Here is a 14,628-nt window from a genome sequence, read left to right as displayed (position 1 = left end):
GACAGGGAGGACCGCACGTGAAGGCACTGACGTGGCAGGGCAAGCGCGACGTACGGGTGGAGGAGGTCCCCGACCCGACGATCCAGGAACCCACCGACGCGATCATCAAGGTGACGTCGACGGCCATCTGCGGCTCCGACCTGCACCTGTACGAGGTCCTCGGCGCCTACCTCACGCCGGGGGACATCCTCGGCCACGAGACGATGGGCATCGTCGAGGAGGTCGGCTCCGAGGTCACCCACATCAAGCCCGGTGACCGCGTCGTCATCCCCTTCAACATCTCCTGCGGCTCGTGCTGGATGTGCGAGCGCGGCTTCTACGCCCAGTGCGAGACCACCCAGGTCCGCGAGCAGGGCAAGGGCGCGACCCTCTTCGGCTACACGAGCCTGTACGGCGCGGTGCCGGGTGGGCAGGCGGAGTACCTGCGCGTGCCGCAGGCCCAGTTCGGCCCGGTCAAGGTGCCGGACGAGGGGCCGGACACCCGCTTCCTCTACCTCTCGGACATCCTGCCGACCGCCTGGCAGGGCGTGAAGTACGCCGACGTCGAGCCCGGGGGCACCCTGGCCGTGATCGGCCTGGGGCCCGTCGGCCAGTTCGCGACCCGCATCGCCAAGCAGCTCGGCGCCGGACGCGTCATCGGTGTGGACCTCGTGCCCGAGCGGCTCGCCCTCGCGGCGCGCCACGGCATCGAGACCCTGGACCTGCGCGAGGTCGACGACGTGCCCTCTGCGCTGATCGAGATGACCGGTGGCCGCGGACCGGACGGCGTCCTCGAGGCCGTCGGCATGGAAGCCCACGGCTCCCCCGGCGCCAAGGCGGCCCAGGCCGCGGTCGGGCTCCTGCCCGACGCCCTGGCCAAGCCCCTCATCGACCGGGCGGCCATCGACCGGCTCGATGCGCTGAACACCTGCCTCAAGGCCGTCCGCCGGGCCGGCACGGTCTCGGTGAGCGGCGTCTACGGTGGCGAGGTGGACCCGATGCCGATGATGGAGATGTTCGACCGCGGCATCACGATGCGGATGGGCCAGTGCCACGTGAAGCGCTGGGTCGACGAGATCCTGCCGCTGGTGCTCGACCCCGCGGACCCGCTCGGCACCGAGGACCTGGCGACGCACCTGCTCCCGCTGGACGAGGCTCCCCGTGGCTACGAGATGTTCCAGGCCAAGGAGGACGGCTGCGTGAAGGTGGTCCTGCAGCCGTGACGGAGTCCTCCGGCAGGGCCGTCCTGGTCACGGGAGCATCGAGCGGCATCGGGCGTGCGACCGCCCTGATGTTGGCCGAGGAGGGTGCAGCCGTGGCGCTGCTCTCCCGGTCGGCGCAGGCGCTGGCCGAGGTGCAGGCGATGTGCGAGGCGCGCGGTGCGCGGGCCGTCGTGGTCGTCGCCGACGTCAGCGACCGCGCCTCGGTCGAGGCGGCGTTCGAGGAGGCCGAGCGACAGCTCGGCGCCCTCGACGGCGTCGTGCACTCGGCCGCCGCGCTGGCCTACGGACGGTTCGAGGACGTGCCGCCCGAGGTGTTCGACCAGGCGGTCCTGACCACCCTGGGCGGCACCGCGAACGTCGCCCGCTGCGCGCTGGCCTCGTTCGCCGCCTCCGGCGGCGGCAGCCTCGTCGTGCTCGGCTCCCTGCTGGGCAAGATCAGCACGCCCTACATGAGCTCCTACGTCACACCGAAGTGGGGCGTGCACGGGCTCGTGCGCACCCTGCAGATCGAGGCCAGGAGCACCCCGGGCACCGAGGTCAGCCTCATCTGGCCGGGCGGCGTCGACACCCCCGTCTACCTCCAGGCAGGCACCTACCTCAAGCGCCACGGCCGTCCCCCGCCTCCGGTCGACCCCCCGGAGAAGGTGGCCCGGGCGGTGGTGGAGGCGCTGTGGCGTCCGCGCCGGGAGACCTCGGTCGGCATCGCCAACCAGGTCGTCGTGGCCGGGTTCCGGCTGCTGCCGGCAGTGTTCGACGTGCTGGTGACACCACTGATGAAGGCGGGCGGCTTGTCCCGCGACGAGGCCGTCGACTCCCCCGGCAACGTCCTCACCCCCACCCCCGCGGGTGAGGCGGTGCACGGGCGATGGGGACGACACTGGTTGCGACCGGTTGCCGCTGCAGCCGGCCTGGCCGCCGCCGGGGCCGGCCTGGCCTCCAGCGCCATCCGCAGCACCACGAAGCGAAGGACCTGACATGGACGAGCAGACCAGCCAGAGCGCCCACGACGGCGTGGTGAGCGTGACCCGCGAGGTGGACGCACCGAGCGAGGCCGTGTGGGAGGTGCTCTCGGACGGGTGGGCCTACGCGACGTGGGTCGTCGGTGCGTCCAGGGTCCGCGACGTCGACCACTCGTGGCCCGGCGAGGGCGCGCGCATCCACCACTCCTTCGGCCTGTGGCCGGTGGTCATCAGCGACACCACGCACGTCGAGCGCTCGGTGCCCGACACCGAGCTGGTCCTGACCGCGCGCGGCTGGCCGGCTGGCGAGGCGCGAGTCGTCCTGACCATCACTCCCCGGGGCAGCGGCTGCACCGTCACCATCGAGGAGGATGCGGTCCGCGGGCCAGGCACGCTCGTGCCGAAACCCCTGCGGCAGCTCATGATCCGCCCGCGCAACGTCGAGGCGCTGCGCCGCCTCGCCTACCTGGCCGAGGGGCGCCACCGCGAGCGGGTCGCCCAGGGCTGACCGGCCCCAGCGGACACACCACTCGAGGCGGGCGAGCCGGTCGGCTCGGCCGCCTCAGTCCTTGAGGAGCCGGGCCCACGCCGTACGGGTGAGCGCCCGGCGCACGCCCCCGGTGGCGCCGTTCGCCCCGATCGCCGCGCGCGCGGCGTTCCACCCGCAGGCCCCATGGACGCCACCGCCCGGGTGGGCCGAGGCGCTGGCGAGGTAGAGCCCGGGCACAGGGGTCTCAGGCCGGCCCAGGCCGGGAGTGGGACGGAGCACGAGCTGCTGGTGCAGCCCGGACGTGCCGGCGTTGATCGCCCCGCCGACCAGGCTCGGGTTCTCCGACTCGAGGTCGCTCGGCGACTGCACGTGTCGCGCCACGGCGCTGTCGCGGAAGCCGGGGGCGACGCGTTCGACCGCCGCCTCGATGCGGTCGACGTGGTCGGCCAGCTGCTGGCCGCTCCAGTCGATGCCGTGCGGCACGTGGGTGTAGGCCCACGCGGACTCGGTGCCCGCGGGCGAGCGCGTGGGGTCGGAGGTGGTCATCTGGCCGAACAGCATGAACGGCCGCTGCGGGACCCGCCCCACGGTGAGGTCGGCGGAGAAGTCGACGAACCCGTCCTGGTCGACGCCGAGGTGCACCGTGCCGGCGCCGTGGGCCCCGGGCGCCGTCCACGGGACCGGGCGGTCGAGCGCCCAGTTGACCTTGATCGTGGCGTTGTCCCACTGGAACCTGCCGATGTCCCGGCGCAGCCGTCGCGGCAGCGGGTGGTCGGCGAGGAGCTTCTCGTACAGCGCCGGGGCGGGGACGTCCGCAAGGACCCCGCGGCGCGCGCGCACCTCGGTGCCGTCGGCGAGCCGGACCCCGGTGGCCCGGCCGGCAGCGGTGGTCACGGTGGTGACCGGGGTGCCGGTGAGCACGCGCACGCCGAGGCTCTCGGCCCGTCGCCGCAGGGCCGCTGCGAGCTCTCCTGCGCCTCCCTCGGGCACCGGGAAGCCCACGTCCTGACCGAGCATGCACAGCAGCCAGCCGAACAACGCGCTGCCCGCGGCGTCGGGCGCCAGGTCTGAGTGCATGGCGTTGCCCGTGAGCAGCAGCCCCGGCGCGCGGCCGGAGAACCGCTCCTCACCGAGCCGGCGGACGGGCATCACGCCGAGGCGGGCGAAGTCGAGCGTGCCCGCGGCGCCGAGCCGGCGCAGCATCCGGGCGCCCGAGGTGACCGGCGGGAACGGCGTGAACAGGGCGTCGAGCAGGGGGTCGCGCACGCGGTCCCAGCCGGCGACCAGCTCGAGCCAGGCGTCGCCGTCCCCGGCGGCCTGCGCCTCGAGCCCCTCGGCGGTGTCCTCGGCCCGTGAGCAGAGCACCGCGGCGCTGCCGTCCTCGAGCGCGTGGGCGAGCACGTGCGGGGCCCGGCGCCACACGAGGCCGTGCTCCTCGAGGTGGAGGTCCCGGATGATCGGGCTCGCCGCGGCCAGGGGGTAGAACGCGCTGAACAGGTCGCTGACGTAGCCGGGCGCCGTCACCTCCGCGCTGCGCACGGCGCCCCCGACCTGGTCGTTGGCCTCGACGAGGACGACGTCCCATCCGGCGTCCGCAAGGGCGTTGGCGGCTACGAGCCCGTTCGGTCCCGCGCCGACGACGACGGCATCCGCGTTGATCACTCAGGGCTCCTTCGAGGACGTGGGTGGAGCGGCATACCCGCCGGCCCACTCTGGCACGCCCGGCGCCGGGCGCAACGGAACGGGGTCCACTCAGGCAGGCGGGTATGCCGCGTCGCGGAGCAGGCGCGCGAGGTGCGCCGTGTTGGCCGCCAGCGTCGCCGTGGTCGAGGCCGTCGACTCCGGGGTCTTCTCGAGGTCGTTGTAGTCGGTGCCCTGCATCGCCTCACCGTTCCAGTAGGTCACCCCACCGGCCGGGATGGTGAACCCGACGTCGTTGAGCGCCTGGAAGAGGACCGCGCTGATGTGGTGGGCGCCGTCCTCGTTGCCCACCACCACGGCGGCCGCGACCTTGCCGTAGGTCCGCGGCTGCCCGTCGTCGTTGGTGTCGGACAGCTCGGCGTCAAGGCGCTCGAGCACCCGCTGGGCGACGCTGGAGTGCTGTCCCAACCACGTCGGCGTGGCCAGGACGAGGATGTCGGCCGCGAGCAGCTTCTCGCGCAGGGCCGGCCACGCGTCGCCGTCGCCCATGTCGGCCTCCACACCCGGCCGGATGTCGTGGTCCACAGCCCGCACGAGCTCGGTCTGGACTCCGTGGCCCGCCATGGCGTCGAGCAGCTGCTGGGTCAGCAGGTCGCTGCTCGACGGGGCGGGCGACGGCTTCAGGCTGCAGGTGATCGCCAGGGCCTTGAGCGGCAGGTCGGTCGTCATGGGTGGCTGCTACCCGGCTGCTCTCGGGACAAACAACCGCGCTGCTCCGCGCGGTGCTCGCCGGTGGAGCTGAGGGGACCCGTCGGCCGCGGGGCGCTGCGCGCCGGGGAGGCGCTCCTCCCGAATCCCCCCATACACATCCAGAACGCGGAGAAGGACCGGACGAAAAGCGTGTCCGGTCCTTCTTCGCGTTGTGGAGCTGAGGGGATTCGAACCCCTGACCCCTTCCATGCCATGGAAGTGCGCTACCAACTGCGCCACAGCCCCGAGTCTCCCCGAGGGGGTGTCCCCCGGAGGCGACTGCGGAAGTTTACCCAGTGACCCACCCGTTTCACCAAATCGGGTGCTGCCGCTGCTCCCGCGGCCTCAGGCCGAGGCGTTCCAGGTCGCGATCCGCCACCCGCCGGGGCCCTCCACGAGCTCGGCCCAGTGGCAGTTGCCGAACCCGCCGAGCACCCGCCAGACCGTCGCGACGTCGAGCTCGACGAGTGCTGCCGCCACCACGCGGGCGGTGACGCCGTGCGTCGCGACGACGGCCGTCTCCCCCGGCACGAGGCGGCCGAGGAGGTCGTCCAGCGCGGCCCGCACGCGGGCGGTCACGTCCGACAGCGACTCACCGTCCACACCGCGAGGGAAGTCCTCGCCGCGGAAGTGCCGCTGCCGCTCCTCGGGGTACTGCGTGAGCACCTCCTCGGCGGTCAGGCCCTCCCAGCGACCGACGTTGATCTCGCGCCACCGGGGGTCGAGCGTGAGCTCGACACCGGCAGCCGAGGCGACCTCCGCGCCGGTGTGGGCGGCACGGGTGAGGTCGGAGGCGACCACGACCACGGGCCCGAGGTCGGCCAGGGCCTTCCCCGCGACCCGGGCCTGCTCACGCCCGAGGTCGGACAGGTCGCTGTCGAGCTGTCCCTGCCAGATGCCGGCGGCGTTGTGGCCGGTCTGGCCGTGCCGCAGCAGCACCACGCGGCGCCGCCCGGGGGACGCCGCCTGCGCGCCCTCCCCGCTCACGCGTCGCGGCGCTTGGGCACGCCCAGGTCGATCTCGGGGCAGTCCTTCCAGAGCCGCTCGAGCTCGTAGAAGTCACGCTCCTCGTCGTGCTGGACGTGGACGACGATGTCGCCGAAGTCGAGCAGGACCCAGCGGCCGTCACGCTCGCCCTCGCGGCGGATCGGCTTGGCGCCCTTCTCGCGGAGCTTGTCCTCGACCTCGTCGACGATGGCGCCGACCTGGCGGTCGGTGCCCGCGGAGACGATGACGAAGACGTCGGTGAGGGCGAGCTGCTCGCTGACGTCGATGCCGGCGATGGTGGTCGCGAGCTTGTCGTCGGCGGCGACGGCGGCCGTCTTGGCCAGCTCGAGGGATCGTTCGGTGGCAGGCACTGCACTCCTACGTTCGTGCCGTCGCGGCGGCGGGGGTGCCGGCCGCGTACAGGCGGTATTTGTTGATGTACTGGACGACGCCGTCGGGCACGAGGTACCAGACCGGCTCGGAACGCTCGACCCGCGCACGGCAGTCCGTCGAGCTGATGGCCATGGCAGGCACCTCCTGGAGCGTGACCCGGTCGGCCGGCAGGCCGGACTCGGACAGGACGTACCCGGGGCGGGTGACGCCGATGAAGTGCGCCAGCTCGAAGAGCTCGTCGGCGTCCTTCCACGACAGGATCTGCGCGAGCGCATCGGCGCCCGTGATGAAGAACAGCTCGTCATCGGGACGCTGGGCGTGCAGGTCGCGCAGGGTGTCGATCGTGTAGGTCGGCCCCGGCCGGTCGATGTCGACGCGGCTGACGGTGAACCGGGGGTTGGACGCCGTCGCGACGACCGTCATGAGGTAACGGTCCTCCGCGGGGCTGACCTCGCGGGTGTCCTTCTGCCACGGCTGGCCCGTGGGGACGAAGACGACCTCGTCGAGCCCGAAGAGGGCCTGCACCTCGGAGGCGGCCACGAGGTGGCCGTGGTGGATCGGGTCGAACGTCCCGCCCATCACCCCGAGACGCATGCTCAGTGGTGGCCGCCCTGGTGACCCGCGTGGTCGCCGTGGTGGGCCGGCCCGGCGAGCTTCTGGGCGGTGTTGCGGAACCCCCACAGGACCCCGAGGAGCGCGAGGAAGCCGATGAACGCCAGCGCCCCGAACGCCTGGGGAGGCATGGGCAGCTCGCGGGTCTGCTCCTCGGCAACGGCGAACAGGTTGGACAGAGACGACGTCATGGGCCCCAGCCTACCGGTCACCAGCCCGTGAGTTCCTCCACGGATGTTGTGCACAGGGGTGTGCACAACCCGGTCTTTGAGCAGGGGGCCATGTGGACAACGGTGTGGGCAACCGGTGGACGAAGACGGGTTTTCCGAAACCCTTGCGGCGCAACCGATCCAGTCGCTAGACATCTCTCACGCACTCCGGTTCGGAGGGCTTGGTACGGGGAGACCCGGACCGGCCCGAGAACTGGAGTACAGGTCAGCCGGATAACGGTGGACCGCCCCGACCGGGCTCGCCCGGCTGGGGTCCTGACGGCCTCCGGGCCCCGGGTCCGCGGGCGACGCCGCGGAGGAACACCGAGACCACTGACCAGATCGCAACGACCCGGGCACCGGTCCGCCGGCTCCCGGGGAGCCACCGTCGCAGTGGGCACGACCTCGTCCAACGGGTGAGTGCGCGGTCGACCAGGGGCAGGGAGGGCGCCGGTTCGCCGGCACCAGAGCTGCACCTGTGGGCACCACCCCCGCTCCGGCGGTGGCCGGACCCACACCCGGTACCCCTCCACCGCCGGTCCGCCGGCACGGAGGAGCACCGAGAGGGCCCGTCGAACTCATACTTCGACGGGCCCTCACCCGTTCGCGGGACCCCTCTCCGCTCCACACCTCCGGCACAGGCGCACGGCCTAGTCTTGGCCCCATGCGTCCCGAGCTCAGCATCGTCGTCCCCGTGTACAACGAGGAGGACGTGCTGCCCCTGCTCGCCCAGCGGCTGCGCCCCGTGGCGGACGGCCTCGACGCCACCTACGAGGTCGTCACGGTCGACGACGGCAGCACCGACTCCTCCCCCGTCGTCCTGCAGCGCCTGCTGCGCGAGTGGCCGGAGCTGCGGGTGGTGCGGCTGCGCGCCAACGCCGGCCACCAGGCCGCCATCTCGGCCGGCCTCGCGACCGCGCGCGGCGCCTACGTCGTGACCCTCGACGCCGACCTGCAGGACCCGCCGGAGGTCATCCCGGAGATGCTCGCGCGGGCCCGCCAGGGTGTCGACGTCGTGTACGGCGTGCGGTCCGACCGGTCGACCGACTCCCCCTTCAAGCGGGCCAGCGCCCGTGCCTTCTACCGGGTGATCCGACTGCTGTCGGGCACCGGCGCCCAGGTGGACGCCGGCGACTACCGCCTCATGTCCCGCGCCACGGTCGACGCCGTCAACGCGCTGCCCGAGCACCACCGTGTGCTGCGGTTCGTCGTGCCTGCGCTCGGGTTCCCCTCGGACTCGGTCACCTACCGCCGCGACGAGCGGGCCGCGGGCCGCTCGAAGTACCCCCTCGCGGCGATGATCCGCCTCTCGCTCGACAGCGTCACGGGGTTCTCGACGGCCCCGCTGCGGTTCGCGACCTGGCTGGGGCTGCTCGGTGGTGCCGCCGCGTTCGGGCTGCTGGCCTACGCGCTCATCGCCAGCGCCCTCGGCCAGGCCCTGCCGGGCTGGACCTCGACGGTGGTGGCCGTGGCCGGGGTGGGTGCGGTGCAGCTGCTCTGCCTGGGCATCCTGGGCGAGTACGTCGGGCGCATGTACGCCCACCTGCAGGCCCGGCCCACCTACTTCGTCGCCTACGACTCCCTGACGGGGCCGGTCACCGCCGCGGACGAGCCTCTGCCAGCAGAGTCACGCCAGGCATAGCCTTCACCGGCAGCACCCGCTCGACCGCCACGACCCCGCGCAGGGCCAGGTTGACCAGCGGGTGCACGGTGTCGAGGTCCGAGCCGCTCGAGGTCCGGCGGCGCACGGCGACCACGGGCCGCAGCAGGACGTTCCACGACCTCATCCGGGTCACCTCGAAGCCGTTGCGCACCAGGACACCGCCGAGCGTGGTGCGGGTGTAGCGACGGACGTGGTCGACCGCGACGTCGTGCTCGGACCACAGCCGCGGGTCGGCGGGGACGGCGACGAGGAACCGGCCGCCCGGGCGCAGCACGCGCAGCACCTCCCGCACGGCGGCGTCGTCGTCGAGGATGTGCTCCAGCACGTCGAACGCCACGACCAGGTCGAGGCTCGCGTCCGCGACCGGCAGGGCGGTCGCGTCGGCGCGCAGCACCGCGAGGCCCCGGTCGGCCGCGACCTCCGCACCGTCCGCGCCGTACTCCAGGGCGGCCACCGACCAGCCGGCCGCCTGCAGGACCCGGGTGTTGCCGCCGCCGGCGGCCCCGATGTCCAGCGCGGTGCCGGGGGTGACGCCGTCGACCATGCGCGACAGCAGGTGCCGGCGCTCGCGGTACCACCAGTGGGCGTCCTCGAGCGCGGCCAGCTTGCGGACCTCAGTGCCTTCCACGAGCGCCCATCCTGCCACGGGACGAGGCGCCCGCCGCGCCATACGCGGAGGTGCCCACGGCGCGCTTCAGGTGCGCCTCAGGCGAGGGTTCAGCCGCGCACCTGGCCGTCGCCCTCGACGACCCACTTGGTGGTGGTCAGCTCCGGCAGCGCCATGGGCCCGCGGGCGTGCAGCTTCTGGGTCGAGATGCCGATCTCCGCCCCGAACCCGAACTCGCCGCCGTCGGTGAACCGCGTGGAGGCGTTGACCATCACGACGGCGGCGTCGACCTCCGAGGTGAACCGGCGGGCCGCGGCGCGGTCCTCGGTGACGATCGCCTCGGTGTGGCCGGACCCGTAGGTGCGGATGTGCTCCATCGCGGTGTCGAGGTCCGGCACCACGCGCACGCTCATCTCCAGGGCGAGGTACTCGGTGGCCCAGTCCTCGTCCGTCGCGCGCTCGTGCGGGACACCGGCGCCCTCCGCCGCCGCGCCCGCGGTGTCGTCGGTGTGCAGGACGACGCCGGCGCCGGACAGCTCGGCCAGCACCTTGGGCAGGAAGTCGGCAGCGACCGCCTCGTGCACCAGCAGCGACTCGGCCGCGTTGCAGACGCTGGGTCGGTGGACCTTGGAGTTCACCACGATCGCGAGCGCCTCGTCGAGGTCGGCGGCCGCGTCCACGTAGACGTGGCAGTTGCCGACACCGGTCTCGATGACGGGCACCGTGGACTCGGTGACGACGGTCTGGATGAGCCCCGCTCCCCCTCGCGGGATGATGAGGTCGACGAGCCCGCGGGCGGTGAGCAGCGCCCGCACCACGTCACGGCCGCCCTCGAGGAGGGTCACCGCGTCGGCCGGGAGTCCTTGCGCGGCAAGGGCTTCACGCAGCACGTCGACCAGCGCGCGGTTGGTCGCCTCGGCTGCCGAGCCACCGCGCAGGATGACGGCGTTGCCCGACTTCAGGCCGAGCCCGGCGGCGTCGACGGTGACGTTGGGGCGGGCCTCGTAGACCATCCCGACCACCCCCATCGGCACCCGCACCTGCCTGATCTGCAGGCCGTTGGCAAGGGTCGAGCCGCGGACCACCTCACCCACCGGGTCCGGCAGGGCCGCGACGTCGCGCAGGGCCCGGGCGACGGCGGCGACGCGCGCCGGGTCCAGGGCCAACCGGTCGAGCAGGCCCTGCGCCATACCCGACTCCCGCCCGCGCTCGAGGTCCTGCGCGTTGGCGGCCACGATGCGGTCGGTGGCCGCGTCGAGCGCGTCCGCGAGCCCGGTGAGGGCGGCGTCCTTGTCGGCGCGGGTGAGCAGCGCCAGCCGGCGCGAGGCACCACGGGCAGCGCGGGCCGCCGTGGCCACCTGGGCGACGGCAGCAGGGTCGATCTCAGCCATGCCTCAAGCGTATTCCGCGCCACCGCCGCCCCGGGGCGCCGTCTCCGGGGCACTGGTTGAATGGGGCGGGTGAGCATCCTGTCGATCCAGTCATCCGTCGCGTACGGCCACGTCGGCAACAGCGCCGCGGTCTTCCCCCTCCAGCGCCTCGGGGTCGAGGTCTGGCCGGTGCACACCGTGCACTTCTCCAACCACACCGGGTACGGCGAGTGGCGCGGACCGCTGATGCCGGCCGACGACGTGCGGGCCGTGATCCAGGGGGTCGAGGAGCGTGGCGCGTTCCCGGCCGTCGACGCGGTGCTGTCCGGCTACCAGGGCGGCGAGGAGATCGGGGACGTCATCCTCGACGCGGTGGCACGGGTCAAGGCGGCCAACCCCGACGCGATCTACGCCTGCGACCCGGTGATGGGCAACGCCAAGAGCGGTTGCTTCGTGCACCCGGCCATCCCGGTGCTGCTGCGCGAGCGCGTCGTGCCGGCGGCCGACCTCATCACGCCCAACCAGTTCGAGCTCGGGTTCCTCACCGGCACCGAGCCCCGCAGCATCGAGGAGACCCTCGAGTCGGTCGAGCTCGCCCGCGCCATGGGGCCGTCCACGGTCCTGGTCACCAGCGTCGAGCGGCCGGACGCGGCAGAGGACACCATCGAGATGATGGCGGTCACGGGCGACGGCGCCTGGATCGTGCAGACCCCGCGACTTCCCATGAAGGCCAACGGTTCCGGTGACGTGACGGCGGCGCTGTTCACCGCCCACCTGCTCGAGACCGGCGACCCCGGGGTGGCCCTGGGCCGCACGGCCAGCAGCGTGTTCGACCTGCTGCAGACCACCCTGGAGTCCGGCGAGCGCGAGCTCCAGCTGGTGCAGTCGCAGCAGGCGCTGGCCGAGCCGCGGATGCAGTTCGAGGTGACCCGCCTCCGCTGAGCGTGGCGCCGGGCGGCGGCGCTGGTGGTGGCGCTGACCGGTCTTGCTAGAGCATGACGAGGTCGTCGCGGTGGACGACCTCCCGCTCGTACCCGGGCCCGAGCTCCCGGGCCAGGTCGCGCGTGGAGCGCCCGAGCATGCCGGGCAGCTCGGCCGAGGTGTAGTTGACCAGGCCCCGGGCGATGACGTGCCCCTCAGGGCCGCACAGGTCGACCGGGTCGCCGTCGGCGAACGTGCCCTCCACGGCGGTGATGCCCGCGGGCAGCAGCGAGGTGCGGCGCTCGGTCACCGCCCGCACCGCGCCCGGGTCGAGCAGCAGCCGGCCCCGGGGCGTGGTGGCGTGCGCCAGCCACAGCTTGCGCGACGTCCGCCGCCCCCCGGCCGGCACGAAGACGGTGCCGACGTCCTCGCCGGCCAGGGCCTGCCCGATGCGGTCGGCGCTCGTGAGGACGGTGGTGATGCCGGCGGCGTTGGCGATGGTGGCGGCCTCGACCTTGGTCAGCATGCCGCCGCTGCCCACGCTCGACCCGGTGCCGCCGATGTCGAGCTGGTCGAGCCCGTGTCCCCCGACGACCGAGGGCACCCGGGCCGAGCCGGCCCGGCTCGGGGGGCCGTCGTACAGGGCGTCGACGTCGGTGAGCAGGAGCAGCCCGTTGGCGTGCACGAGGTGGGCGACGAGGGCGGCGAGCCGGTCGTTGTCGCCGAACCGGATCTCCTGCGTCGCGACGGTGTCGTTCTCGTTGACGATGGGCACGATGCCGAGCTCGAGCAGGCGGTCGAGGGTGCGCTTGGCGTTGGTGTAGTGCGTCCGCCGCGTCACGTCGTCGGCTGTCAGCAGCACCTGCCCCACGGTGAGCCCGTGGGCGCCGAAGGCTCGCTGGTAGGCGGCCACGAGAGCGCCCTGACCCACGCTGGCCGCGGCCTGCTGGGTGGCGAGGTCACCCGGGCGCCGTACGAGGCCGAGCGGTCCGAGACCGGCGGCGATCGCGCCCGACGAGACGAGCACGACCTGCTGGCCGGCGAGACGCCTCGCGGCGAGCGCGTCGACGAGCTCGACCAGCCGGTGCTCGTCGAGCGAGCCCCCGCCCGGGGCGGTCAGGGACGAGGACCCGACCTTGACCACCAGGCGACGGGCGCGAGCCACGTCGCGCCGGCGGTCTGCCGCGCTCATGCGTCGGCGTCCTCGTCCTTCGCCGTGGCCCAGTGGCCCGCGCGCCGCTCTGCGGCGAGCTCGTCGCGGGCAGCGGTGCGCGCGGCGCGGCGGTCGGCGTAGTCGGCGCGCTTGTCCTCGCGGGTGGGCCGGGAGGACTCCTCCAGGCGCAGGTCCGTACCGCGCTGGCCGAGCAGCTCGGCGCCGGCGACGAGGGTGGGCTCCCAGTCGAAGACCACGGCGTTGTCCTTCGGCCCGATGAGGACCGTCGCACCGGCGACCGCACCCGCGGCGAAGAGGGCGTCCTCGACGCCGAGGCGCCCGAGGCGGTCGGCGAGGTAGCCGACGGCCTCGTCGTTGGAGAAGTCGGTCTGGCGGACCCAGCGGGTGGGCCGCTCGCCCTCGATGCGGAAGACCTCGCCGTCGGCGGTGTTCTCCCTGACGACCTTGAAGCCGCTGTCGTCGACCGACCGGGGCCGGATGACGATGCGCTGCGGGACAGCGGTGGCGGCCTCGACCTCGGCTCGGGCCTCGCCGACGTGGCGGGCCAGGGCGAAGGTGAGCTCACGCAGCCCGGTGTGCGCCACCGCGGACACGATGAACACCTCGATGCCGCGGGCCTCCAGGTCGGGCTTGACCATCTCGGCCAGCTCGTGGGCCTCCGGCACGTCGGCCTTGTTGAGGACCACGATGCGGGTGCGCTCGGCGAGCGGGCGGCCACCGAGGCTCTCGTCCGGCACGTACTGCGCCAGCTCCTGCTCGATCACCTCGAGGTCGGTCATGGGGTCGCGGCCGGGCTCGAGGGTCGCGCAGTCGATGACGTGCACGAGCACCGAGCAGCGCTCGACGTGGCGCAGGAACTCCAGCCCGAGGCCCTTGCCCTGGCTGGCGCCCGGGATGAGCCCTGGCACGTCGGCGACGGTGAAGCGGAACTCCCCCGCCTGCACGACGCCGAGGTTGGGCACCAGCGTCGTGAACGGGTAGTCGGCGATCTTGGGCCGGGCGGCGGACAGCACCGACACCAGCGAGGACTTGCCTGCCGAGGGGAACCCGATCAGCGCGACGTCGGCGAGCGACTTGAGCTCGAGCACGATGTCGAGGGCGTCGCCGGGCTCGCCGAGCAGGGCGAAGCCGGGGGCCTTGCGGCGGGCTGAGGCCAGGGCCTTGTTGCCCAGGCCACCACGGCCACCTCGGGCGGCGACGAACTCCGCGTCCTGGCCCACCAGGTCGGCGAGGACCTCGCCGGAGCCGTCCTTGACCACGGTGCCGGCCGGGACCGGCAGCACGAGGTCGGTGCCGTCGGCGCCGTTGCGCTCGTCACCGGCGCCGGGCTTGCCGTTCGTCGCCTTGCGGTGGGGGTGGTGGTGGTAGTCGAGCAGCGTCGTGGCCTGGGGGTCCACCCGCAGGATCACGTCACCGCCGCGACCGCCGTTGCCACCGTCGGGGCCACCGAGGGGCTTGAACTTCTCGCGCTTGACCGAGGCGACACCGTGGCCACCGTCGCCGGCGGCGACGTGCAGCACGACGCGGTCGACGAACGTGGTCATGGGGCTCTTCTCTCTGCTCTGGTGCGGGAGTCCCTGACCGCGGTCAGGGGTGGTACGGGCCGGGCGTCCGGGGGGACGCCCGGAGGGGGCGGGCCTGGTTCAGGCC

At 73.4% G+C, this 14,628-nt stretch carries 15 protein-coding genes and 1 tRNA gene; 5 read left to right on the top strand and 11 right to left on the bottom strand.

The features are described from left to right. Positions 1-17 precede the first annotated feature (17 nt). Genes AB4Z02_RS06950 through AB4Z02_RS06940 form a run of 3 tightly spaced genes read left to right on the top strand, consistent with a single transcriptional unit; the run spans position 18 to position 2,669 of the window. The gene (locus AB4Z02_RS06950) at positions 18-1,202 is read left to right on the top strand and encodes a zinc-dependent alcohol dehydrogenase (RefSeq protein WP_441970133.1); all 1,185 of its coding nucleotides are present in this window, start codon (positions 18-20) and stop codon (positions 1,200-1,202) included. Continuing rightward, complete coding sequence (locus AB4Z02_RS06945) at positions 1,199-2,176, top strand: SDR family NAD(P)-dependent oxidoreductase (RefSeq protein ID WP_441970132.1); 978 nt, start codon at positions 1,199-1,201, stop codon at positions 2,174-2,176. The genes AB4Z02_RS06950 and AB4Z02_RS06945 overlap by 4 nt, the downstream gene beginning before the upstream one ends. A 1-nt stretch (position 2,177) precedes the next feature. Next, a complete protein-coding gene (locus AB4Z02_RS06940; RefSeq protein WP_441970131.1) occupies positions 2,178-2,669 on the top strand; it encodes an SRPBCC family protein in 492 nt (163 codons plus the stop codon). 54 nt (positions 2,670-2,723) lie between these two features. Here the strand turns inward: AB4Z02_RS06940 and AB4Z02_RS06935 are convergent, their stop codons facing one another. The 7 genes from AB4Z02_RS06935 to AB4Z02_RS06905 form a co-directional block, all read right to left on the bottom strand. Next, on the bottom strand, positions 2,724-4,313 hold the full coding sequence (locus AB4Z02_RS06935; RefSeq protein WP_441970130.1) for a phytoene desaturase family protein: 1,590 nt from the start codon (positions 4,311-4,313) through the stop codon (positions 2,724-2,726). A gap of 90 nt (positions 4,314-4,403) precedes the next feature. Further along, positions 4,404-5,021, bottom strand: coding sequence for a flavodoxin family protein (locus tag AB4Z02_RS06930; protein WP_056883722.1), 618 nt, complete (start codon positions 5,019-5,021; stop codon positions 4,404-4,406). A gap of 194 nt (positions 5,022-5,215) precedes the next feature. Beyond that, positions 5,216-5,288, bottom strand: a tRNA-Ala gene (locus AB4Z02_RS06925). A gap of 99 nt (positions 5,289-5,387) precedes the next feature. Continuing rightward, entirely contained in the window at positions 5,388-6,029 is a 642-nt protein-coding gene (locus AB4Z02_RS06920; RefSeq protein ID WP_441970129.1) for a histidine phosphatase family protein, read from the bottom strand. Beyond that, a complete protein-coding gene (gene rsfS, locus AB4Z02_RS06915; RefSeq protein ID WP_056883720.1) occupies positions 6,026-6,400 on the bottom strand; it encodes a ribosome silencing factor in 375 nt (124 codons plus the stop codon). The genes AB4Z02_RS06920 and rsfS overlap by 4 nt, the downstream gene beginning before the upstream one ends. Before the next feature lie 7 nt (positions 6,401-6,407). Beyond that, positions 6,408-7,016 carry a nicotinate-nucleotide adenylyltransferase gene (gene nadD, locus AB4Z02_RS06910; protein WP_082590458.1) on the bottom strand — a complete coding sequence of 203 codons (609 nt, stop codon included), beginning with the start codon at positions 7,014-7,016 and terminating at the stop codon, positions 6,408-6,410. 2 nt (positions 7,017-7,018) lie between these two features. After that, positions 7,019-7,225, bottom strand: a complete 207-nt coding sequence (locus tag AB4Z02_RS06905) for a hypothetical protein (RefSeq protein WP_056883719.1) — start codon at positions 7,223-7,225, stop codon at positions 7,019-7,021. A 682-nt stretch (positions 7,226-7,907) separates the two neighbouring features. Here AB4Z02_RS06905 and AB4Z02_RS06900 point away from each other — a divergent pair. Then, a complete protein-coding gene (locus AB4Z02_RS06900; protein WP_441970128.1) occupies positions 7,908-8,885 on the top strand; it encodes a glycosyltransferase family 2 protein in 978 nt (325 codons plus the stop codon). On the opposite strand, the gene AB4Z02_RS06895 is transcribed toward AB4Z02_RS06900, so the two are convergent. Together AB4Z02_RS06895 and AB4Z02_RS06890 are read right to left on the bottom strand one after the other, a co-directional pair. Further along, positions 8,839-9,534 carry a class I SAM-dependent methyltransferase gene (locus tag AB4Z02_RS06895; protein WP_056883717.1) on the bottom strand — a complete coding sequence of 232 codons (696 nt, stop codon included), beginning with the start codon at positions 9,532-9,534 and terminating at the stop codon, positions 8,839-8,841. The genes AB4Z02_RS06900 and AB4Z02_RS06895 overlap by 47 nt on opposite strands. Before the next feature lie 89 nt (positions 9,535-9,623). Continuing rightward, positions 9,624-10,904 (bottom strand): glutamate-5-semialdehyde dehydrogenase, encoded by a 1,281-nt coding sequence (locus AB4Z02_RS06890; RefSeq protein WP_441970127.1) that lies wholly within the window; start codon positions 10,902-10,904, stop codon positions 9,624-9,626. 69 nt (positions 10,905-10,973) lie between these two features. Here AB4Z02_RS06890 and pdxY point away from each other — a divergent pair, with 69 nt between their 5' ends. Continuing rightward, the gene (gene pdxY, locus AB4Z02_RS06885; protein WP_441970126.1) at positions 10,974-11,825 is read left to right on the top strand and encodes a pyridoxal kinase PdxY; all 852 of its coding nucleotides are present in this window, start codon (positions 10,974-10,976) and stop codon (positions 11,823-11,825) included. Positions 11,826-11,871: 46 nt separating this feature from the next. On the opposite strand, the gene proB is transcribed toward pdxY, so the two are convergent. Together proB and obgE are read right to left on the bottom strand one after the other, a co-directional pair. Then, complete coding sequence (proB, locus tag AB4Z02_RS06880; protein ID WP_441970125.1) at positions 11,872-12,996, bottom strand: glutamate 5-kinase; 1,125 nt, start codon at positions 12,994-12,996, stop codon at positions 11,872-11,874. Next, on the bottom strand, positions 12,993-14,522 hold the full coding sequence (obgE, locus tag AB4Z02_RS06875) for a GTPase ObgE (protein WP_056883714.1): 1,530 nt from the start codon (positions 14,520-14,522) through the stop codon (positions 12,993-12,995). Before obgE ends, proB begins: the two co-directional genes overlap by 4 nt. Positions 14,523-14,628: the final 106 nt, after the last annotated feature.

It is taken from the genome of Pedococcus sp. 2YAF34, assembly GCF_052114585.1.
Taxonomy (GTDB): domain Bacteria; phylum Actinomycetota; class Actinomycetes; order Actinomycetales; family Dermatophilaceae; genus Pedococcus.
The sequence above is the reverse complement of the archived record's forward strand: the minus strand, read 5'-3'. Positions and strand labels throughout refer to the sequence as shown.